This is a genomic window from Arthrobacter sp. H5 (genome assembly GCF_000520595.1).
In the GTDB taxonomy this organism is placed as follows: Bacteria; Actinomycetota; Actinomycetes; order Actinomycetales; family Micrococcaceae; genus Arthrobacter_D.
The window spans coordinates 182,046-202,968 of the sequence record NZ_KI914989.1 but is presented as its reverse complement, the minus strand read 5'-3'; the positions used below and the strand labels follow the sequence as shown (position 1 = coordinate 202,968).

The 20,923-nt window shown below is 62.9% G+C and carries 21 protein-coding genes, 2 tRNA genes and 1 pseudogene; 9 read left to right on the top strand and 15 right to left on the bottom strand.

Features of this window, described 5'->3' with window-relative positions; genetic code table 11:
* Positions 1–24 precede the first annotated feature (24 nt).
* Positions 25–1,188 carry an aspartate-semialdehyde dehydrogenase gene (gene asd, locus Y708_RS0108660; RefSeq protein WP_028279618.1) on the top strand — a complete coding sequence of 388 codons (1,164 nt, stop codon included), beginning with the start codon at positions 25–27 and terminating at the stop codon, positions 1,186–1,188.
* Positions 1,189–1,235: 47 nt separating this feature from the next.
* Positions 1,236–1,664: a hypothetical protein gene (locus Y708_RS0108655; protein WP_028279617.1), complete on the top strand. Its 429-nt coding sequence runs from the start codon at positions 1,236–1,238 to the stop codon at positions 1,662–1,664.
* 15 nt (positions 1,665–1,679) lie between these two features.
* Here Y708_RS0108655 and Y708_RS0108650 read toward each other — a convergent pair whose 3' ends face one another.
* The 7 genes from Y708_RS0108650 to Y708_RS0108620 form a co-directional block, all read right to left on the bottom strand.
* Positions 1,680–2,756: a UDP-N-acetylmuramate dehydrogenase gene (locus Y708_RS0108650; protein ID WP_028279616.1), complete on the bottom strand. Its 1,077-nt coding sequence runs from the start codon at positions 2,754–2,756 to the stop codon at positions 1,680–1,682.
* Positions 2,750–3,190, bottom strand: coding sequence for a MaoC/PaaZ C-terminal domain-containing protein (locus tag Y708_RS0108645; protein WP_028279615.1), 441 nt, complete (start codon positions 3,188–3,190; stop codon positions 2,750–2,752). Before Y708_RS0108645 ends, Y708_RS0108650 begins: the two co-directional genes overlap by 7 nt.
* The gene (locus Y708_RS0108640) at positions 3,190–3,639 is read right to left on the bottom strand and encodes an FAS1-like dehydratase domain-containing protein (RefSeq protein ID WP_028279614.1); all 450 of its coding nucleotides are present in this window, start codon (positions 3,637–3,639) and stop codon (positions 3,190–3,192) included. Before Y708_RS0108640 ends, Y708_RS0108645 begins: the two co-directional genes overlap by 1 nt.
* A gap of 46 nt (positions 3,640–3,685) precedes the next feature.
* Positions 3,686–3,922, bottom strand: coding sequence for a hypothetical protein (locus tag Y708_RS0108635; RefSeq protein WP_028279613.1), 237 nt, complete (start codon positions 3,920–3,922; stop codon positions 3,686–3,688).
* Positions 3,923–3,948: 26 nt separating this feature from the next.
* Positions 3,949–4,767 carry a DUF2797 domain-containing protein gene (locus Y708_RS0108630; protein ID WP_253905749.1) on the bottom strand — a complete coding sequence of 273 codons (819 nt, stop codon included), beginning with the start codon at positions 4,765–4,767 and terminating at the stop codon, positions 3,949–3,951.
* Between the two features lie 128 nt (positions 4,768–4,895).
* Positions 4,896–5,462: a type 1 glutamine amidotransferase domain-containing protein gene (locus Y708_RS0108625; RefSeq protein ID WP_028279611.1), complete on the bottom strand. Its 567-nt coding sequence runs from the start codon at positions 5,460–5,462 to the stop codon at positions 4,896–4,898.
* A 72-nt stretch (positions 5,463–5,534) separates the two neighbouring features.
* On the bottom strand, positions 5,535–6,845 hold the full coding sequence (locus tag Y708_RS0108620; protein WP_028279610.1) for a MinD/ParA family ATP-binding protein: 1,311 nt from the start codon (positions 6,843–6,845) through the stop codon (positions 5,535–5,537).
* Positions 6,846–6,937: 92 nt separating this feature from the next.
* Between Y708_RS0108620 and Y708_RS27485 the strand changes: the two genes are divergently transcribed.
* Entirely contained in the window at positions 6,938–7,453 is a 516-nt protein-coding gene (locus tag Y708_RS27485; RefSeq protein ID WP_216699760.1) for a hypothetical protein, read from the top strand.
* Positions 7,454–7,474: 21 nt separating this feature from the next.
* Positions 7,475–8,401: a sensor histidine kinase gene (locus Y708_RS27480; protein ID WP_081746615.1), complete on the top strand. Its 927-nt coding sequence runs from the start codon at positions 7,475–7,477 to the stop codon at positions 8,399–8,401.
* 47 nt (positions 8,402–8,448) lie between these two features.
* Here Y708_RS27480 and Y708_RS0108610 read toward each other — a convergent pair.
* The 4 genes from Y708_RS0108610 to Y708_RS0108595 all read right to left on the bottom strand — a co-directional run bounded on the left by Y708_RS0108610 (position 8,449) and on the right by Y708_RS0108595 (position 11,712).
* A tRNA-Met gene (locus tag Y708_RS0108610) sits at positions 8,449–8,522 on the bottom strand.
* 45 nt (positions 8,523–8,567) lie between these two features.
* A tRNA-Thr gene (locus Y708_RS0108605) sits at positions 8,568–8,639 on the bottom strand.
* 129 nt (positions 8,640–8,768) lie between these two features.
* Positions 8,769–10,679 carry a DEAD/DEAH box helicase gene (locus Y708_RS23915; RefSeq protein ID WP_035775736.1) on the bottom strand — a complete coding sequence of 637 codons (1,911 nt, stop codon included), beginning with the start codon at positions 10,677–10,679 and terminating at the stop codon, positions 8,769–8,771.
* Between the two features lie 364 nt (positions 10,680–11,043).
* Entirely contained in the window at positions 11,044–11,712 is a 669-nt protein-coding gene (locus Y708_RS0108595; protein ID WP_028279609.1) for an MOSC domain-containing protein, read from the bottom strand.
* 102 nt (positions 11,713–11,814) lie between these two features.
* On the opposite strand from Y708_RS0108595, the pseudogene Y708_RS23910 reads away from it, so the two are divergent.
* From Y708_RS23910 to Y708_RS0108580, 3 genes and pseudogenes are all read left to right on the top strand, one after another.
* Positions 11,815–12,897, top strand: a pseudogene (locus tag Y708_RS23910) (serine hydrolase domain-containing protein).
* A gap of 90 nt (positions 12,898–12,987) precedes the next feature.
* Positions 12,988–14,175, top strand: a complete 1,188-nt coding sequence (locus tag Y708_RS0108585) for an amidohydrolase (RefSeq protein ID WP_028279608.1) — start codon at positions 12,988–12,990, stop codon at positions 14,173–14,175.
* Position 14,176: 1 nt separating this feature from the next.
* Positions 14,177–14,629: a hypothetical protein gene (locus Y708_RS0108580; protein ID WP_035775733.1), complete on the top strand. Its 453-nt coding sequence runs from the start codon at positions 14,177–14,179 to the stop codon at positions 14,627–14,629.
* Positions 14,630–14,644: 15 nt separating this feature from the next.
* On the opposite strand, the gene Y708_RS0108575 is transcribed toward Y708_RS0108580, so the two are convergent.
* Both Y708_RS0108575 and Y708_RS0108570 read right to left on the bottom strand, forming a co-directional pair.
* Positions 14,645–15,796 (bottom strand): cystathionine gamma-synthase, encoded by a 1,152-nt coding sequence (locus tag Y708_RS0108575; RefSeq protein WP_028279606.1) that lies wholly within the window; start codon positions 15,794–15,796, stop codon positions 14,645–14,647.
* A 9-nt stretch (positions 15,797–15,805) separates the two neighbouring features.
* Positions 15,806–17,182 carry a cystathionine beta-synthase gene (locus Y708_RS0108570; protein ID WP_028279605.1) on the bottom strand — a complete coding sequence of 459 codons (1,377 nt, stop codon included), beginning with the start codon at positions 17,180–17,182 and terminating at the stop codon, positions 15,806–15,808.
* A 188-nt stretch (positions 17,183–17,370) separates the two neighbouring features.
* Between Y708_RS0108570 and Y708_RS0108565 the strand changes: the two genes are divergently transcribed.
* Positions 17,371–18,339, top strand: coding sequence for a DNA-3-methyladenine glycosylase family protein (locus tag Y708_RS0108565; RefSeq protein ID WP_028279604.1), 969 nt, complete (start codon positions 17,371–17,373; stop codon positions 18,337–18,339).
* Positions 18,340–18,347: 8 nt separating this feature from the next.
* On the opposite strand, the gene Y708_RS0108560 is transcribed toward Y708_RS0108565, so the two are convergent.
* Both Y708_RS0108560 and Y708_RS0108555 read right to left on the bottom strand, forming a co-directional pair.
* Positions 18,348–19,178: a phosphotransferase gene (locus Y708_RS0108560; RefSeq protein WP_028279603.1), complete on the bottom strand. Its 831-nt coding sequence runs from the start codon at positions 19,176–19,178 to the stop codon at positions 18,348–18,350.
* Positions 19,179–19,181: 3 nt separating this feature from the next.
* Positions 19,182–19,565: a ClpX C4-type zinc finger protein gene (locus tag Y708_RS0108555; protein WP_155853786.1), complete on the bottom strand. Its 384-nt coding sequence runs from the start codon at positions 19,563–19,565 to the stop codon at positions 19,182–19,184.
* An 87-nt stretch (positions 19,566–19,652) separates the two neighbouring features.
* Between Y708_RS0108555 and Y708_RS0108550 the strand changes: the two genes are divergently transcribed.
* Entirely contained in the window at positions 19,653–20,900 is a 1,248-nt protein-coding gene (locus Y708_RS0108550) for an MFS transporter (RefSeq protein WP_028279601.1), read from the top strand.
* The last annotated feature ends 23 nt before the right edge of the window (positions 20,901–20,923 follow it).

Genomic DNA, 20,923 nt, shown 5'->3' with positions numbered 1-20,923 from the left:
CGCGCCCTCAACTAAACTGGGCGAATGACAACAGCAGCAACCTCCCTGTCCCGTGACTCCGGCGCCCCGTCGGTTGGTTTTGTCGGGTGGCGCGGAATGGTCGGCTCGGTTCTCATGCAACGCATGCAGGACGAGGACGATTTCCGCTTCATCAATCCCGTCTTCTTCTCCACCTCCAACGCAGGGGGCGCCGCGCCGTCGTTCGCTGACGGCTCCTCCAAGCTGGAGGACGCGTACGACGTCGATACACTCGCCAAGCTGAAGATCATTGTCACCGCGCAGGGCGGGGACTACACCGCCGAGGTCTATCCGAAGCTCCGCGATGCAGGCTGGGGCGGGCTGTGGATCGACGCCGCGTCCACCCTCCGCATGGAGAAGGACTCCATTATTGTCCTGGACCCGGTCAACCGCGACGTGATCGACACCGGACTGGCGCGCGGAGTGAAGGACTTCATCGGCGGCAACTGCACGGTCTCCTGCATGCTCATGGGGCTCGGGGGCCTGTTCAGGAACGGACTCGTCGAATGGGGTACGTCCATGACGTACCAGGCGGCATCCGGCGGCGGCGCGCGCCACATGCGTGAGCTGCTCAACCAGTTTGGCGCCATCCACGGCTCGGTGGCACCGAACCTTGAAGACCCGGCGTCGGCCATCCTCGACATTGACCGAAGCGTCCTTGCCCAGCAGCGGAACCCGGCCATGGACTCCTCACAGTTCGGCGTACCGCTGGCCGGATCGCTGATTCCCTGGGTTGATGCCGATCTGGGAAACGGGCAATCCAAAGAAGAGTGGAAGACCGGGGCCGAAACCAACAAGATCCTTGGACTCGACCTCGCCGACGGCGCCCAGATTCCGTTCGACGGCCTGTGCATCCGGATCGGCGCAATGCGCTCGCATTCGCAGGCTCTCACACTGAAGCTGACCGAAGATCTGCCCGTGCAGGAGATCGAGCAGATCATCGATCAGGACAATGAATGGGCGACGGTCATTCCCAACACCAAAGAAGCGTCGATTGAACGCCTCACGCCGGTGGCGGCTACCGGAACGCTGGAAATACCCGTGGGGCGGATCCGCAAACTCGAAATGGGTCCCGAATACATCAGCGCGTTCACGGTTGGCGATCAACTGCTGTGGGGCGCCGCCGAACCGCTGCGGCGCATGCTGCTGATCGCCACCGGAAATCTCTAGAACACGTCTTCGAACAAAATGTCGGTGGGAGCAGGCAGACTGTCTGCATGGAACAGACATCCGTCGAACACATCCTGCAGCGCTACTTCGCAGCCAATTCAGTCGGCAAGCATCCCGTCACCGCGGCGCGCTACGCGCGGGTCGAAGCGCACCTGCTGCGCTATTTGGAGTACGACGGCGCAGCCAGCCTCGATCCGCGGGTGGCGGTGCTGCTCGCTCTAGAACGCCAGTTTGAGGCGCGGGCGGCGTTTTCCCGGCTCCTGGGGGCGGAGGAACTGGTCTTTGCCCTCCCCCGGTTTCTTGGCCAGGAATGGTTGTTGGAGGATTTCCATGACAGGCTCGCGCAGATCAGCCTGATCTCCCGGTTGGTGCAGTGGCTGTGCGGCCGTCAACTGGTGGACAGCAGGTGGCACAGGCACGCAGTCATACAGACGCGCGCCGCGGCAGAGAAGGCGAGGCGGCGGGCGGTGACGTAAGCGCAGCCAATGATCTTAGAGGGCGCAGCCAATGAGGAGTGGCTCCGGGTGCAGCCGGATACGAAAGGTCTGCTCCACCCCGTCCGCCACCAACCGGGCAACGGCCAGCAGGTCCTTCGCCGACGCTTCGCCGCGGTTGGTCACGGCGAGGGTGTGCTTGGTGGAGAGCGCGGCGCGCCCCCCGGATGCCTCGAAGCCGGCGTCGCCTGCCAGCCCAAAGCCCTTGGTGAACCCGGCCTGGTCAATCAGCCAGGCGGCGCTCAGCTTGACCTTCCCCTTCTCGGTGGCCGGGTAGCGCGGCGCATTGTCCGGCAGTCCGTCGGCAACAAAGGAGTCCACAATCGGGTTGGTGAAGAAGGATCCTGTGCTGTAGGTGTCGCGGTCCGCGGAGTCGAGCACCATGCCCTTCGACCCGCGGAGCCGCAGCACTTCCCTGCGGACATCATTTGCGTAGGCACGCTTACCAATATTCACGTCCAGTGCCCGCGCCAGCTCCGCATAGTGCACGGGCGCGCTCATCCGGCCCAGTGCCAGTTGGAACTGCACCGTCAGCACCACATAGCGGGGGGAGCCTTCAACGGTGGTGTGCTTCAGCAGGGAATCGCGGTAGCCAAACTTCAACTCAAAATTTGTAAAGGACTTAACAGTTTGGGTTTCCCGGTCCCAGGTCCTCACCACTGCCACGGTCTGGGACACATCAGACCCGTATGCCCCAACGTTCTGCACCGGTGTAGCACCCGTCAGACCAGGAATTCCGGAGAGCGCCTCCAGGCCTGAGAAGGCATGCAGAACGGTGTACTCCACCAGCTCATCCCACGGCTGCCCCGCCTGGGCGGTGACCATCACGCCTCCGCAGGTCGCGTCGTCGTCGTTCACGGTGAAGCCGGTGGAGGCGAGCTGGACCACCGTGCCGTCGAACCCCTCGTCCGCGATGATCAGGTTGGATCCGCTGCCCAGGATGAGGACCCGCTCGCCGTCGTCGTCCGCAGACCGCACGGCGTCAATGATTTCCTTCTCGGTGCGCGCGGTGACAAACTTTCGCGCCGGGCCGCCCACACCCACGGTGGTGAACGGTGCCAGCTGCGTTACCACACGCGGACTACCGCCTGCGCTTTGACCAGCACCTTCTGGCCGCCAAACGAAACCGTGAGGTCGATGCGTGCCGTCGCATTATCAGCGTCGACGGCGCCAACCACGCCGGAAACCTCGATCACTGCGCCGGGGGTACCGGGCTGCGCAGTGGTGTCCTCCACCGTCACCGGCCGGGTGAAGCGGGTCTGGTAGTCAATCACGGCGGCTGGATCACCGATCCAGTCGATCACGAGCTGCACCGCGGCGCCCATGGTGAACATGCCATGCGCAATAACTCCGGGCAGGTCAACGCCGCGCGCAAATGCCTCGTTCCAGTGGATGGGGTTGAAGTCGCCCGATGCTCCCGCGTACTGAACCAGGCCAAGTCTGGTCACATCCACGGTGGTGCTGCCGATGTCCTGCCCTACAGTGAGCGCTGCGAGAGTGATTGCCATTACTGCTCCTCCCCGCGGACGAGTATCGACGACGTTGTGGTGGCGGTTTTCTCCCCCTCCACAGTGGAGATTTCAGCCCTGGTGGTGATCATGGCGCCGCCTCCCATGGCACGCACCTGGTCCACGTGAAGTTCAGCAACCAGTTGGTCCCCGGCAACGATTGCGCGGTGGTGGATGAAACGCTGGTCGGCATGCACCACCCGGGTGAAGTCAATGCCGGCGTCTGGATCGTTGATCAACTGGGCATCGGCTCTCTGAGCAACAATTATCGCGAAGGTCGGCGGGGCCACGAGGTCGCGGTGACCGAGCGCCCTGGCCGCTTCGATGTCGAAGTGGGCAGGGTGGGTTGCCTGCACCGAACGCGCAAACTCGCGGATCTTCTCGCGGCCAACGGCGTACACGTCGCCGGCCGGATAGCTGCGGCCCTGCAACTCTGGATTGATGGTCATGCGTCTCCTTGGACATGCGCGGACTTCTCCGACAAGCCTAAACGGTTCAGTGTGGGTTGCGTGCCTGATGACGGCGCTTGGCATCTCGTCCGCGCACCACCAGACCGGCGATGTGAGTGACCATGCCCGCAACAATGATGGGGATGGCTGTGAAGACCAGGGTGTCCATGGAAGTGAGTGCACCGGCAATGGCGAGCAGGATTCCCACGCCGGTAAGGACGAGGGCGGAGAGCACCAGCTTGCGGTAGAGCGGCGAGCCGGTGTCCCAGGGGGTGTTGAGCATGTTCCAAGCGTACCCAGAACTCAGCACTAGAACAGAGCGTGCTGCACGGCGGCCGGCTGGGAGCGGAAGTCGCCGAGTTCAAGCCGCTTACCCTTGAGTCGGGACAAATCGGCCAGCAGCCGATCTCCGCCCACCACGGCCAGCGCACAGGATCCGAGCATCGCTTCGATGAGGAGGCCGTGCTCGCCTGTTTCCAGTGGGTGGGGGTAGAGCTGCGCGCGTGCGCCGAGCACTTTCGCCCACGACGACGGCGGTTTCCACTGTTCGTCGGTCACCGCGAACCCGTCAATGTTAATGCCCGGTCCCAGCAGCTGACGCACCCCGCGCGCCCTGCCGCCGTTGATTTTGTCAAGAGTGTTGGAGTCGAGCGGCGCGGCCAGCGCAGACGTTTTGGCAGCCGCACGCACAGCCTGCTGCAGGCCGGCATGGCGGGTCACCGCGTCCTCGAGAACGCGCACTATCCGGCCATCGGTCGCACAAGCCACATACTGCGCGGCGACTGCACCCTGCTCCGCCAGCCGATGCCACTTCCGCAGGGCGGAAGCGGTGCCCACCTTGGTGGCGCCGTCGGCGAAGGTTGCCACATACAGCCAGTGCTCCTGCGCAAGATAGTGCAAAAGACCCTCGGGTGCATTGCCGGATCGGTGAAAGTCATGCATAAAGCGAAGGTCGTCCCGGGCGAAGCACAGCCCGCACTGGTACCCGCGTTCCGCCGTCGTCTGGGTGGGGCACGCGATATGATCGCTCGATTCCGGCCCTCGGGCGAGGTGGTATCCGAGGCAGTGACGCTCCCCCGGGGCGCTGAGAACACGAAATCCAAGGTCCACGCCGACGTCCAAGCGCACTGCGCCAGGCTCACTGTGCGGGGTATGGAGCGACAGTGATGCCCCGGAACGATCCCATGAGACGCCGCTGCAAAGAAAGCGACCGGTCAGCATGGAACCACGCTACCGGACGCCCCTTCTGAACGGGGTTAGGCCGTTTGGCCCGCGTGCTCCCCTTCCGCAATCTCCTCAAGCATCTTGTCGTTGAAGGCCGGGAGATCGTCAGGGTTTCGGCTGGTGACAAACCCCTGGTCAACCACAACCTCGTCATCGGTCCAGTTAGCGCCGGCGTTTCTCAGGTCCGTCTGGAGCGTGTGATAGGACGTCAGATCGCGGCCGCTTACTACGCCCGCATCGATCAGGAGCCACGGTGCGTGACAGATCGCTGCTACGGGCTTGTGCTGCTCAAAGAACCGGCGGGCAAAGGCCTGTGCGTCTTTGTCCACCCGAAGGTGGTCGGCGTTGACTACCCCACCCGGCAGGACGAGCGCATGGAAATTGTCCGGATTGGCCTGCGCCACTGTCTCATCGATAGTGAAGGTGTCACCCTTCTCCGTACCGTTGAAACCCTGAAGCGTGCCGCTGCCGGGAGCGACGAGCGTGGGCTGGCCGCCAGCGTTCTTCACGGCCTCCCATGGGCTGGTGAGCTCCACCTGCTCCACGCCGTCCGTGAGTAGGAACGCGACCTTCTTGCCTGAAATGTCATGCACAGTCATTGCTTCCTCCAATACGTTGGCTTGAGTTTCCAGCCTAGAAACGAATGAAGTAATAAGCAAACTGATTACTTATTAGAGGCCCTCTGCCACGGCAGCAGCGGCACCAAACCAGGCCCTCTGTGTTGGCGGCCGGAGCGACCCCCAGCGGATGCGGCCCTTCAACAGCGCCACATCGTAGGGAATGGTCACCGCGTGCCTAGCCAGTTGATGGAAGCCATCGGCGATGGCCTGCGCCTGGGCGGCTGTCCCGTTCTTATCCGACTGGCTCACAATCACCACCGCGTTCTGCGACAACTCCTCATATTTGCCGCCGCGGGCACGCAATGCCTCCAGCAACAGGGCGCCCGCCTCGGCATGCTCCTCCAGAGTGGTGGTGGCAATGACCAGCTGATCGGTGTGGTGGATCATCCTGAGCCAGCGCTCGGCTGTCTCGTCGTTTCCGGAGTCCACGATGTTCAGCCGGAAGTACTTGGAGGCGACTTCATGCAGCGCGTCGAAGTCATCGGAGGTGACCTTTTGCTCAGACGCCAGGACATCGGGCTTTGACCGCAGCACGTCGTACTTGTCCTCGATCTGATGGTGGACATACCGGGCAAGCAGCGCCGATTGTGCCGACGGAGCCAGAAGCTGGTCCGTCTGCGGCAGCAGATCCATGACCGTTGAATTGTGTGGACCCTGCTCCGTACGCCAGCCCAGGGTTCCACGCGTCTCATTGTTATCCCAGGCGAGCACGGGCCCGCCCCCGTTGCGCGCAAGGACTGACGCGAGCATGACAGTGGTTGGGGTTTTGTTTGCTCCGCCTTTGCCGTTCACCACGGAAATGGTGCGCGGGCCCGGCCAATGCTGGCTTACTTCGCGGGTGTTGGCACTCTGCGTCAGTTCCCGCTTTGACGGCGGAATCCGTAGGCCGAATTTGGTAATGAACCCTCGGAATCCGGTCTCCGCCGGCACAGTTCCGGTGTCTGCGGCGAGGAAGGAACGACGGCGGCCCTCCGGCGCGTCGGCCGTCTTGCGGGTGGGGCGGTGAGGGACGTTCGGTTGAGCCGGTGCAGCAGCCGAGCGTCCGTTTTCGGTACGCACCACCTGTGGCTGTTCTGCGGGCGGCGGGACGGGCACCGTCACCGGTACGGTGGTTGTCCACGTGGTGGGGGCGTTTTCGTCCAGTCTGATGTCCAGAACCGGCCGCCGCACGGTCGGTTCCCCTTCGGCGTCCGGTGCCGTGCGAGGTGCCTGTTCCGGCGGTGAAAACCTGTCCGCGAACCGGGGTACTTCGGAAAAGGGTCCGGTCGATGCATCGCGTCCACCGCCGCGTCTGCGGCTTGCCCGGGTTGGAAAGTCTTCCGGGTTCTCGCCGGGACCCCAGGCCGATTCTTTGTCAGTCATGGTTCCTGTCCTGTCGGTATGCCTCGATCCATCCTATAAGGATGCTGTGAATTCGCAGGACCGCGGCTGGACGACGGTTTAGTCTTGCGGGTATGACACCGACTACGAGGCTGCCCTGGCGCTGGGCTTCGAGCATGCGGGTCCGCATTGTCGCCGTCGTTGTCGTTTTGCTTCTCTTTTCATCCATCGGGTCAGTCCTGCTTTTGCGGATTGCCCTCTTCGATCAGCTCGATGAGGAAATCGGTGCCAGCCTGGATCGGGAGGCCGAAGAGTTCCAACTACTGGCCGATGGAGTGGACCCGCGCACGGGCCAACCCTTCGACAATGACCTCTCTGCGATTTTCGATGTGTATTTCTCCCGCGAGGTGGCCGACGAGGGGGAAACGCTGATCGCTTTCATCGACGGCGAGCTGTACCAAACGCGGCGGTCGCAGTCCGTACCCGATCCAGAGGAGTACCGGCCCACCATTGATTACTGGCTGTCCCTGGAGGAGCCGCAGTCTGGAGTCATCAACACTCCGGCAGGCCCAACGCAGTACACCGCCATTCCGCTCATCGGCGCGCCGAGCGACGGAATGTTTGTTGTGGCGACCTTCCCCGCCTTCTAACGCAGTGAGATAGATAACGCTGTGCAAACGCAAGTAGTGGTTCAGCTCGCCACCACGGTGGTTGCGTCCCTGCTGGGACTCGCACTCGCGGGCCGTGTGCTCCGACCGCTACGGTCCCTGGCGGCAACTGCACAAAGAATCTCGGATACGGATCTCACCCAGCGCATCGAAGTCCGCGCCCGCGATGAAGCCTCTCAAATTGCAGATGCCTTCAATGACATGCTGGCCCGCCTGGAAGCGTCGTTCACCACGCAGCGGCAGTTCCTTGACGACACCAGCCACGAACTGCGGACGCCGCTCACGGTGATTCGCGGGCATATTGAACTTATGGAGTTTGACGAATCACCGGTCGAACGGGCCGGAACCATAGCTCTGGTAACCGATGAGATAGACCGAATGAACCAGATCGTCTCCGACCTGTTCGTCCTTGCGCGGGCCGACCGCCCGGGTTTCTGCACTTTCGAACCGATGGACCTGCAGGACCTGATTTTGACTGCGCATCAGAAGATGAGCGCCCTCGCCCCGCGGGATTGGCAGATCCGGGTGCCACCGGAAGTACTCATCACCGCGGACCGGAATCGACTGACGCAGGCGCTGCTACAGCTGGCTGACAATGCCGTGAAGCACGCCGGTGACGACGCCACGATCCAGGTAGGGGCCGACGTCGACAATGACGGGGTCCGTCTGTGGCTTGCCGACTCCGGGCCTGGGGTATCCGAGAACGAAGTGGAAGAGATTTTTGCTCGCTTCAAGCGTGGCGGCAAGAGATCAGGCCGGTCCAGCGGCGCCGGTCTTGGATTGTCGATCGTGAGCGCGATCGCCCAAGCCCATGGCGGGTCTGTGGCTCTCGTCCCGCAGAGGGGCGGCGGCGCCCATTTCGAAATGACGATCCCCCGCGATCACCGGGGAAGTGCGCTGCCGTGGTCAATTACCCGTGTGGCTCCCTGAAAACGCAGAAAGCCCCCGGAACCGGAGGATCCCAGGGGCTTGATCTGTAGCGGTGCCGGGACTCGATCCCGGGACCTCACGATTATGAGTCGTGCGCTCTAACCAGCTGAGCTACACCGCCATAAATGAGTATGCCCGCAATACTATCGCGGGCTACTCATTTGAGAGCCCCCCACCGGAATCGATCCGGTGACCTCGTTCTTACCAAGAACGCGCTCTACCACTGAGCTAGGGGGGCAACAGCAGAAAACTTTACCAGCTTTCCACCGTGCTGCGAAATCTCAAAAGCCCGACAAAAGAGGCCAGGAGATCCCACCGTTGGATCCCTGTTGTGACAGGGATCCAACGGGTTTTGACCACTACTGTTTTACCACTTTTCGCGGCGCTGGAAAGTGCCCGCATCGGCACTCTTCTTGTGGCGCGGCTTGCGGTCAGCGGCATCGTGCTCGGAAGCCCGGAAGCCGCCGTCGTGCCCGCGGTCCTTACGGAACCCGCCGCCCTCGCCCTCGCGCTTCTTGAACGGCTTCTTGAAGTCGCCCGATCCGCGGCTGCCGGCAGGCTTGCGGCCCTTATCCAGCTCCAGGTGAATCAGCTCGCCGCCGATTCGCGTCTTGGACAGGGCACGCCACTGGTCCTTGCTCAGTTCCGCCGGGAGTTCCACCAGCGTGTGATCCGCGCGGATGTCGATGCCGCCGATCTGTGCTGACGAGAGTCCCCCCTCGTTGGCAATCGCGCCAACAATCGAACCGGGCATGACGCGCTGTCGACGGCCGACGGCGATGCGGTACGTCGCATTGCCCTCGGTCAGGGTGCGAGTTGGGCCGCGGGAACCGAAGCCGTCCTTACGCCCGGCAGCGCGCTCCTTCTGGCCCGCAGGAGCAACCGGAATGTCCTTCACCAGAATCGGATTGCCATTCTGTGCCATCACGGCAAGAGCGGCGGCGATTTCCGCTGCGGGGACGTTGTGCTCGTCCTCGTAGTTGGCGATCAAGTCGCGGAACACTGAGACATCCTCGGTGGCGATGGTCTCGGTGATCCGGTCCGCGAACTTGTTCAGGCGCAGCGCGTTGACGGCATCGGAAGACGGCAGGTGCATCTGCTCCACCGGCTGACGGGTTGCCTTCTCGATGGACCGCAGCAGGTACTTCTCACGCGGGGTGATGAAGAGGATCGCGTCGCCGGAGCGCCCGGCACGGCCGGTGCGGCCAATGCGGTGCACGTAGGACTCGGTGTCATGCGGGATGTCGTAGTTCACTACAAGGGAGATGCGCTCAACGTCGAGCCCACGGGCGGCAACGTCGGTTGCAACCAGGATGTCGAATTTGCCGTCGCGCAGACCTTCGATGGTCCGCTCGCGCTGCTGTTGTGGAATGTCACCATTGATTGCGGCAGCCTGAAAGCCCCGTGAACGCAACTTGTCCGCCAGGTCCTCGGTTGCCATTTTGGTGCGCACAAACGCAATGATTCCGTCAAAATCCTCAACCTCAAGGATCCTCGTCATGGCGTCCAGCTTGTGCGGGCCCATAACCTGCAGGAACCGCTGACGCGTGTTGGTGCCGGTGGAGGTTTTGCCCTTGACCGTGATTTCGGCAGGGTTCTTCAGGTACTTCTGCGCAATGCGGCGGATCGCTCCGGGCATGGTCGCGGAGAACAGGGCAACCTGTTTGTCCTCGGGCGTTTCGGCGAGGATCTGCTCGACGTCCTCGGCGAAGCCCATGCGGAGCATCTCGTCAGCCTCATCCAGCACCAGGTACTGGAGGTTGGACAGGTCGAGCGAGCCCTTGGACAGGTGGTCGATGACTCGACCGGGGGTACCAACTACAACCTGTGCTCCGCGGCGAAGTCCCGCAAGCTGAGGGCCGTAGGCTGATCCGCCGTAGACAGGGAGCACGGTGAAGTTGTCGATGTGCTTGGCATAGGAGGTAAATGCCTCCGCGACCTGCAGCGCAAGTTCGCGGGTTGGCGCCAGCACCAGGATCTGGGTGAACTTGGCGGGTCCGTTCAGGTCTGCAAGCTCAGCCATCCGGGACAGTGCCGGAACGGCGAACGCTGCCGTCTTTCCGGTTCCCGTCTGGGCGAGCCCAACGACGTCACGCCCTTCCAGCAGTGCCGGAATGGTTGCTGCCTGGATGGGTGAGGGCTTCTCGTAGCCAACGTCACTCAGTGCAGCGAGAATCCGGCCGTCCAGGCCGAAATCGGTGAACTTGATGTCTGGGGCTTCAGCGGTTTCGGTATTCTCAGTGGTCTCTGTGGTCTCTGTGGACAGATTTTCAGGCATGTAGGATTGACCTTCAGGTAGATGCCGGACGGCTGAGGTGACCTCAACCGTATGTACAAGAAATCCGGCACTGTTTCAATCCCGCGGCAGGACTTCGCGTCACATCTTTGCCGCCGCTCTCTCAGCGGTGACGTGTGACGTTTTCTTCTAGCCGGCGCTCCCTGAATGAATCTGCTCGCATGCTTTCTCCACGAGCCCCAACACAACCTATCCAGCCCAAAGTGGGCATAAATTTAGGGAATACCGGTGTGGGGGATGTTTCCAGTGTAGCGCACCGGGCTCTCCGGCTGCGACCTAAGGAACGACGACGGCGCGTGAGCCTGCGCACACCGCCCACCCATCGACTCTCCCCAAAAGGACCGTTTCAGCCCGGAGAAGGCTCTGGGAAGGGCATTTTGGGGAGAGTCGATGACAAAACTCTGTGCAGGTTGGCGCCGAGGACGCCGCCGACTGCTTCCCAGTCCAGCAGTCGTTGGGCATCCTCAACTGACAGCCCTGCAAATACCTGAGCCACCGTGACCCCGTGGTCCGGCCGGGACTCTACTGTTACGGTGTCACCGGCTTTGATCGCACCGCGCTTGATGACCCGAAGGTAGGTGCCAACCCGCCCCTCCGCGGCAAACCGCTTGACCCACCGCGTTTCTCCCATGCGTCGGGCAAAGTTTGCGCACGGCGTCCGGGGCTCGGTGACCTCAAGCACCACGTCGGCGCCTATCCTCCACTGTTCGCCGATCACGGCATGGGAGGCATCAACTCCCTCCACACGCAGATTTTCGCCGAACAGTCCCGGTGTCACATCGCGGTTAATCTCGCCGGCCCAAAAATCGGCGTCCTCCTGCGAGTAGGCGTAGATGGCCTTGAAGGGACCGCCGTGGTGCTTTCGGCTGGCCTGAATGTCGCCGGTCAGACCCAGTGGATGCACGCTGACCGAAGTGGACACGGGACGTTTGTCAATCGCTGTAACGCCGGTGGAATCAGTGGTTGGGAGCAGCGCGTGCACGCGGCACACCGCCAGCAGGGAACCAGTTGTCATGAGGCCCAAGCCTACCGGTCAAGCGCCCGCGGAGAGCGAAACAGGGCGCGGAAGGTGGGCCGTTGCTAGCCCCCGTTACTGATTGACTAATACCAATCAGTCATGCAGGATGGTGCCATGGCTTTCGATCCCGCGGCGGCGCGTGCCCTCCTTACTGAATTGGAGTCCGCCGACACCTTCTCCGGAGTGGTGCGGGCGGACCGCGGGGGAACCACGCTGTTTCACGAGGCCTATGGGACGGCGTCGCGCCGCTGGAACACCCCCGTCACGGTGGACATGCGCTTCGATGTGGCGTCCGTGACCAAGCTGTTCACCTCCGTTGCGGTTCTTCAGCAAGTGGACGCCGGAGCGCTTGGACTCGAATCGACCGTCGCAGAGTTCCTCAACGTCGAGGGCACCAGGATCAGCCCCAACGTCACCATCCGCCAACTGCTCACCCACACTTCGGGCATCGCTGACGACGCCGACGAGGAGGCAGACGAGTCCTACGAGGCGCTGTAGGTTGACCGCCCTAACTACTCGGTCACCAAGACCGCCGACTTCCTCCCCGGCTTCATTCACAAGGAACCCAACTTCGCCCCGGGTCAGGGGTGCCGGTACTGCAACTGCGGCTACATCCTCGCCGGGCTGGCACTGGAGTCCGTTACCGGAATGATCTACCGGGACTACGTTCGCGAGCACGTTTTCGCCACGGCCGGCATGAACGACTCGGGTTTCTTCGACATGCGTGAGGCCGTGCCCAACGTCGCTGAGGGGTGGGAGCCCGTTCCGGGCGTGAACGGAGCAGTTGGCGGCTGGCGGCAGAATATCTACAGCTATCCGCCCATTGGATCGCCCGACGGCGGCGCTCACACCACCGCTTCCGACCTGGCGCTTTTCCTGGACGCTGTGCGTCGTGGAGAACTGCTCTCTCCGTCGATGACGGAATTGTTCATCACCCCCCAGGTCAAACACCACGACCGGCCCGGCAGCGGCCCCCTCTTGTACGGCTTTGGACTCGAGTTCGATACCCGAACGGACGGCAGTATCCGCAGCTACTACAAGGATGGGGTGAACACAGGCGTCAGCGCGATGCTGCGCCACTACCCCGACGCCGATGTCACCCTCGCTATCACGAGCAACTCCGAAGACGGCGCCTGGAAGCCCGAAAAGGCGATTGACTCAATGATCAGTCCCGAGACGTGACCAACGCCGTCGGGCACTTCTTTTTTCCTCCTTCCGATTTGTAGACGGTAGGTTTGGGTGTGACCACTCCCACTAAGAAAGGTCACATCCATGACTGCCACCGCAATAGTCAATGCCCACGTTGTGCCCATTGTCGGCGCGCCCTTCAACGGCACAGTAGTAATGGAGGATGGTAAAGTCTCCGCGCTGGGAGCTGATGTCCAGGCGCCCGCCGGCGCCGACGTCGTTGATGCCGAAGGTCAGTGGCTCCTGCCCGGTTTGGTCGACGCGCATGTACACCTCGGCACCCATGAGGAAGGTGAAGGCTCCGCCGGAGACGACACCAATGAAATGACGGACCCGGTAACCGCCGGCGTCCGCGCTCTGGACGCCGTCAACCCGTACGACCCCGGCTTCGACGACGCCTTGAAGGGCGGCATCACCGCCGTCAACGTCAACCCCGGATCGGGAAACCCGATCGGCGGACTGGCCGTCGCCATCCACACTCACGGACGGTACATCGAGGAAATGCTGCTGCGCTCCCCCAGCGGGTTGAAGTCGGCACTCGGTGAGAACCCCAAGCGGGTATATGGGGAGAAGAAGCAGACGCCAGCCACCCGGCTGGGCACCGCCATGATCATCCGCAAAGCCTTCATGGAGGCGCAGAACTACATGGGCAAGGCTGACGAAAACGGCCGGGATCCCAAGCTTGAAGCGCTAGCCATGGTGCTGCGGCGCGAAATCCCCTGGCGCCAGCACGCCCACCGTGCAGACGATATCGCCACGGCAATCCGCCTTGCGGATGAATTCGGGTACGAATTGGTCCTCGACCATGGGACCGAAGCGCATCTCCTGGCCGATGTCATCGCCGAACGCGGCATTCCGGTGCTCATCGGTCCGCTCTTCACCACCAAGTCCAAGGTGGAATTGCGCGGCAGGTCCATCGCGAACCCCGGCAAGCTGGCAGCAGCTGGCGTCGAAATTTCGATCATCACCGACCATCCGGTCATCCCCATCGACTTCCTGGTCCACCAGGCCACGCTGGCCATCAAGGAAGGCCTGGACCGGGAGACAGCGCTGCGCTCCATCACCATCAACCCGGCTAAGGTCCTCGGACTTGACCACCGCATCGGTTCGCTGGAGACCGGCAAGGATGCCGACGTCGTGCTCTGGAGCGGTGACCCCCTCGATGTGATGCAGCGGGCGCTCACCGTCTGGATCGGCGGCAGGGAAGTGTACCGGTACGATCACCAGACACGGACGGGCGTCGTTGCACCCCGGACGGGACGCGCAGCCTGACATGGCACGCACCCCGCGCCCTGAACTCCCGCCACAGCCAGTGACCCTCAAGGCGGCCATTGCCGTCTGGCTGGTGGTGAGCATCCTTTTCCTGATCGCGGCGGGCTCATTCCTGGTGTCCGCCCAGTTGCAGGAGCAGGACAGGTTTGGGCTCATCGGGCTCGGGGTGCTCATGGCGGTGCTGGCGCTGCTGCAGCTCTTCCTGGTGCTGCGCCTGCGCCGGGGAAAGCGGAGCGCACGGGAACTGCTGTCCACTGTGGGAGTCATTGTGGGGCTGCCGATTCTGGTGCGCAGCACGCCCGGCCTGTCGGTGATCGCCGTGGTGATGCTCGTTGCCGTAGTGCCACTGTGGCTGCCGCCCAGCAATCACTGGTTTCAGAAAATCAGCCCTAAACCCCAGAACAAGTGGGTCCGGCTGGTGAGCCGGACCGTGAGTCCGTTCAAGAAGCGTTGACCCACACGAGTAGTGTTACAGGCTGCTGAAAGCCTGCTCCAGATCCGAGATGAGATCCTCCACATCCTCAATGCCGACGGACAGCCGGATCAGGTTCTCCGGAACGGCCAGTTCAGTGCCCTTGACTGAAGCGTGGGTCATCTCCGACGGATAGTTCATCAGCGACTCGATCCCGCCCAACGACTCGGCCAGCGTAAACACTGTGGTGGACTCGGCAACCTTACGCGCGGCTTTCTCTCCGCCTTTGAAGGACACCGAGATCATCCCACCGAAGTTCTTCATCTGCTGAGCGGCGAGCTGATGACCCGGATGGTCTGTAAGCCCCGGGTAATAGACCCGTTCAACTTCGCTGCGTCCGGTGAGCCACTTGGCAATCGCGAGAGCATTGGAGCTGTGCCGGTCCATCCGCACGCCCAGGGTCTTCAGCCCGCGAGTGGTCAGCCACGCCTCCATCGGCGCGGACACCGCACCCACCGCAAACTGAATGAATCCCACCTTCTCAGCCATACCGGAGTCGTTCAGTACCACGGCACCGCCGCTTGCGTCCGAATGGCCGCCAATGTATTTGGTGGTGGAATGGACGACGACGTCGGCACCCAGCGCGAGCGGCTGCTGCAGGTACGGTGTGGCAAACGTGTTGTCGACCACAAGAATGGCGCCGGCCTCACGGGCAATCGCAGCGATGGCGGCAATGTCGGTGATCTTCATCATCGGATTGGACGGGGTTTCCACCCACACCATGCGGGTGTTGCCCGCCGTGACCGCAGTCCGGACCGTTTCGACGCTGGACATGTCCACCGCCGCGTTGCTGATTCCCCACGGAGCGAGGACCCGGTCGATAAGGCGGTACGTTCCGCCGTATACGTCGTTACCCATGACGATGTGGTCGCCGGGCTTGAGTAGAGCCCGGATCAGTGCATCCTCTGCGGCCAGCCCTGATGAAAAACTGAACGCATGCTCCCCGCCCTCAAGCGCGGCGAGTTGGGTCTGCAGCGAGTCGCGGGTGGGGTTGGTGCCGCGCCCGTATTCGTAGCCGTTCCGGAGCTTGCCGATGCCGTCCTGCGCAAACGTGGTGGTCTGGTACAGCGGCGGGATGACAGCCCCGGTGGTGGGGTCGGGCGTCTGGCCGGCGTGGATTGCTCGGGTATTAAAACCTGGGTTAGTCATGGTGTCTCCTTAGATGCTCATGTAGGTCAGCAGGTCATGCCGGGTGAGTATTCCCACCGGGGCACCAACAAACGTGACCATCAGTGTGTCGCTGTCCTGCAACCGCTCCCGTGCCGTAGCTACGGATTCAAGGGAACCGATGAGCGGCAGCTGGCCATCCATGTGCGCGGAAATCTTGTCGGTCAGCTTCGCTTCGCCGTGGAAAATCTTCTCCGTCAGCGAGCGCTCATCCACCGAACCCAGCACCTCACCCATGACCACGGGTGGTTCCTGGGACAGCACCGGGATATTGGAAACGCCGTACTCACTCATGATGTGGATGACATCGCGTACCGTCTCGGTGGGGTGCGTGTGGACCAGGTCCGGCATGTTTCCGTTCTTGGACCGCAACACCTCTCCGACGGTGGCCTCCTCGCCGCTTTCCATGAAGCCGTAGGACTTCATCCAGTCGTCATTGAAGATCTTGCCCAGGTAGCCACGGCCGCTGTCAGGTAGAAGGACGACGACGACGTCCTCCTCCGTAAGTTCCTTTGCCACCCTCAGCGCGGCCACCACGGCCATGCCGCACGAGCCGCCCACCAGGAGGCCCTCTTCGCGAGCAAGCCTGCGTGTCATTGCGAAGCTCTCCGCGTCGGTCACTGCGAGGATTTCATCCGGCACTGACGGATCATAGGCGTCTGGCCACATATCCTCGCCGACGCCCTCAACGAAGTACGGCCGGCCGGTGCCGCCGGAGTAGATGGAGCCTTCCGGGTCAGCTCCGATGATCTTCACCGGCCCTTTGTCCCGCTTGGCCGAAACTTCCTTGAGGTAGCGGCCCGTTCCGGTGATGGTTCCACCGGTGCCCACGCCGGCCACGAAGTGGGTGATTCCTCCGTCGGTGTCGGTCCAGATCTCCGGGCCCGTGCTCTCGTAATGGCTGAGCGGTCCATTGGGATTGGAGAACTGGTCCGGTTTGAAAGCGCCCGGGGTTTCGCGGGTAAGCCTGTCGGAGACGCCGTAGTAGGACTGTGGGCTGTCCGGCGCCACGGCCGTGGGTGTGACAACAACCTCTGCTCCATAAGCAGCGAGCACGTTGCGCTTGTCCACGCCCACCTTGTCAGGGACCACGAAGATGCACTTGTAGCCGCGCTGCTGGGCAACCAGTGCCAGACCCACGCCGGTGTTTCCTGAGGTGGGTTCGATGATGGTGCCGCCGGGCTTTAGCTTGCCCTCGTTCTCCGCGGCGTCAATGATCTTGACCGCGATCCGGTCCTTCACGGAACCGCCCGGGTTGAAGTACTCCACCTTCACGAGGATTGTTGCCGCAATCCCGTCGGTTACTTTATTGAGTTTTATCAGCGGTGTGTTGCCGATCAGGTCCACGACGGAATTGGCGTACTTCATACTACAAAGTTACCGGTTCGCAGCCGGTGCTTTGTCCGCTGCGGGACCTGCGGCCGCAGCACTTTCCCTCTGACGCACCCGATACCGGCCAACGCGCCGGCTATAGCTGGTGCGCCTGGCGGTTTCGAGTGCGCCCGCAGGGAGTTGGTGCGCCGGCTCTGTCGGCGCCGCATGGCACCATTAACCGCATGAGCCTTTCCGTCCATTCCCCCTCCCCCTCCGCCTTGGCTGCGGTATGGGAGCCTGACGGCGCATACAACCTGGCGGCAACCCTCGGCCCACTACGGTGCGGTTCGCTTGACCCGTCCTTTATCCAGCACGACGGCGCCGCCTGGCTTGCATTCAGAACGGACGACGGCGTGGCCACCGTGCGCCTGGTGCAGCATGGGCCGCTTCGCTCATCCGCAGTGCACGCCACGGCGTGGGGGCCCGGCGCCGAAGCAGCGCTCGCTTCGGTCCCGCGACTTTGCGGGGCGGAGGACGACTGGAGCGTCTTCGACGAACCGGACTATTCCTCCGAGCTGCCCGAACTGGCGCGCAAGGGCCGCTATCTGACGCCGGGGCTCAGGTTCCCGTCGACCGGAAGGATGCTCGACGCCGTCGTGCGCGTCATTCTTGAACAGAAGGTAACAGGCACCGAGGCTAAGCGTGCCTGGCGGTATCTGCTCACCCGGTTCGGCGACGCGACACCGGCCGCTCCCTGCATGCCCGCAGCGCTGCGGTTGCCGCCCACGCCAGAGCAATGGCGGCGCGTGCCCTCCTGGGAATGGCACCGGGCCGGGGTCGATTCGAAGCGTTCAGCCACCATTCTGCGCGCCGCAACTGTGGGAGCATCTCTGGAGCGGCTGGCTGGTGAGCCGCGCGCCGTCGTTACTGCGGGGCTGTGTTCAGTTCCGGGGATCGGCCCGTGGACGGCCGCCGAGGTTCTACAGCGCACGCATGGGTGCCCGGACTCAATCTCGGTGGGCGACTTTCACCTCGCCGCGTTTGTGGGCGCGGCGCTCACGGGACGCAGAACGGACGACGCCGGCATGCTGCGCTTGCTCGAACCGTGGTCCGGGCAGCGCCAAAGGGTGGTGCGAATGCTGTATGCGAGCGGGTTCAGGAAGCAGGCATTCGGGCCGCGGCTTGCGCCGTCGGACCATCGGCGGCGATAACGTGTCCGCTAGCTGGTGAGTGCCGTGATCAGCAGTTTCTCATGGGACTCCAACCAGGTCCCGCGTCTGCGGATGACATCCCCCACGCCCTCGTCCCACATGCGCTTCCAGCCTTCGCCCAGCTGATCGGCGTTGTGTTTCATCCGCTGCCAGGACAGCTCTGCACGTTCCGCACCAAAGGCCGGCAGCCGGCGTCGTTCCTCATCGGTCCAGCCGTAGGCGTCGGCAAAGATCCGCAGCCTACGGGCCACGTCCATTCCCTCCCATTGTGGCGGGGGGTCCGCCGGATCGCGCAGCGGTGACCAATGCAGGGCCGCGTTGTAGGAATCAGCCAATCGGGTGCTGGGCCCCGCGAGGTCGAAGTCGATCAGGGCGAACGCGCGCCCGTCCCGGACAACAACGTTCTGCGGCGTGACGTCGAGATGCGTCACAAGTTCCAGAGAGTCTTGCCGGATTGGCCGGGGCGGAAACGGTTCTACCGACGGGTCGTAGTTCTGCGAAGCATCGTGGAGCCGGCGCACCAGCTGGCCCACCGATGTGAGCAACTCTTCTGACAGGACCCAGGGCTCAATGGGATCCCCCGCCACCCTCCCATCAATGAAAGTCAGTACGTCCCGACCGGCCCTGTCACGGCCGAGGAAGCGCGGGCTGCCCTCGAAGCCCGCGCGCTCCAAATGGTCAAGGTAAGCGCCAACTGCGAAGGACTGCGGCTGATGGGGCCAGCGGACCGTTCCACCAATCCGCACCACGCCCTCGGTGACGTCGCCGGCCGGGAGCGGAATCTCCGGCTCATCGCTTTTATCGGTGAAGGCGCGGCTGCGGAGTTCCGGCACCGTCATGGCCTACCGGAACCGTTCCCACGCGGATTGCCGCGACATTCCCAGCGAGACACCAATACTGGCCCAACTAATCCCTCGACTCTTGGCAACGCCCACCCAGGTCCGCAGGTGCTCTTCAACCTGATCACGGGCTTGTGCAACGTGCGGCAGGCGTTTGAGGAGCTCGGCGTCGTTGAGGATATCCCACGGCGCCTCGGGCAACTTGTCCCCCGCCGGGGCGGCGTCCCTGAGCATTGCAAGCGCCCGCCCCGCGCAGTCCTTGCAAATTGCGGCAGTGGGCGCCCCTGCGAGGAGCCCGGTCTCCTCGCGCGCGCGCAGGCAGAAGGAACACATGAACGGCTGATGTATACCGTCGTCCGATTTACCCGGCTCTGATTCACTCCTCATACGAAAAGTCTATGGCGCGTTTATGTTGTCAGGCATATCCTGACACTATGTAAGGGAGTGCCTGACACATACTTATGAGGGAATACAGTGACGATTCAGGGACATCACGTTATTTCGGAGAGCGGCCGCAGCAAACGCTCCTTTCGATTTCTCCTTGGGACCGGGGCTGCTGAAGGGTTCGGGGATTCGCTCACCCGCACCGTTCTTCCCATCCTCGCCGTAGCCACTCTGGGCCTCGGCACCGCGTATGTAGGAGTCCTGAACGCCATCGGATTGAGTGCGTTCCTGCTGTTAGGGATGCCAATCGGAATGGCTGTGGACCGCCTGAGGAATCCGGTGATCGCCATGGGAACGGCCACACTGCTGCGCTTTGGGGCGCTGGCTGGCCTGTGTGTAGCGTGGTTTGGTGGCTGGCTTTCCGGAACCCTTTTAGGGTGCATCGCGGTTTTGATTGGCCTGGCAGATGTCCTGTTTACCACAGCCGAACGCACCGTGATTCCAGGAATCATCCAACCGCACAAACTGAAAAAGGCATACTCACGGCTGGCGATGGTTGATCAGTCCACCTCCACGGCAGCTGCGGGAACCGGAAGTGTTCTCATCGCCCTCTTGGGCGTTCCTGCGGCGTTGATGGCCTCCGCTGCCTCGTACGCTGCCTCCCGTGCTTTCCAGTTTGGCGTCAAAGTTCCGCAGATTCATCGAACCAACGCACCGCGGGTCTCGGCATCAAACCAATTCCGCAACGGTTTCAGGACTCTGCGCCGCAACCCGGCTGCCTGGGCACTGACCCTCTCGGCCACATTGACCAACGCGGGTGCCATGCTGGGGAACACAGTGCTTCCTGTCTATTCGATGCGCGATCTTTTGATTCATCCTGGGGCATACGCAGCCCTGGGCGTGCTTTCAGCAGGCGGCGCCATCCTCGGGGCGGCTGCCGCTCCCAGAATGTCCGAACACTTGGGTTTGCGGACACTGCGCGCGGGCGCGGCACTTCTTCCCGTGCCCGCGGTGCTTTTAGCCGTCGGATGCCTGTGGTTTCCGGGCCCAGACCTTATCTGGCTGTCCGCCCAAGCCCTCACGTGGAGTTTTCTTGTGTCGATCTCCGCTGTAGCCGGCGCGGAAGTTCTCCCCAGATCCGTTGACCGCAGTGAACTCGCCACGGTTGGCGCGGCGCAACGGACCATTAGCCTCGGGATCATGCCTGTCGCTGCAATTGTGGGTGGCCTCGCCGCCGGCGCTCTGGGTCCGCTTCCGCTCATACTCGTCTGGGGACTTCTTGCGGGGGTGGCTGCTATTCCCGTCGCCAGGTGCCGCGATCTCGCCAACTTTTATTAGAGTTCGATTCCCGCGTGCCGCTG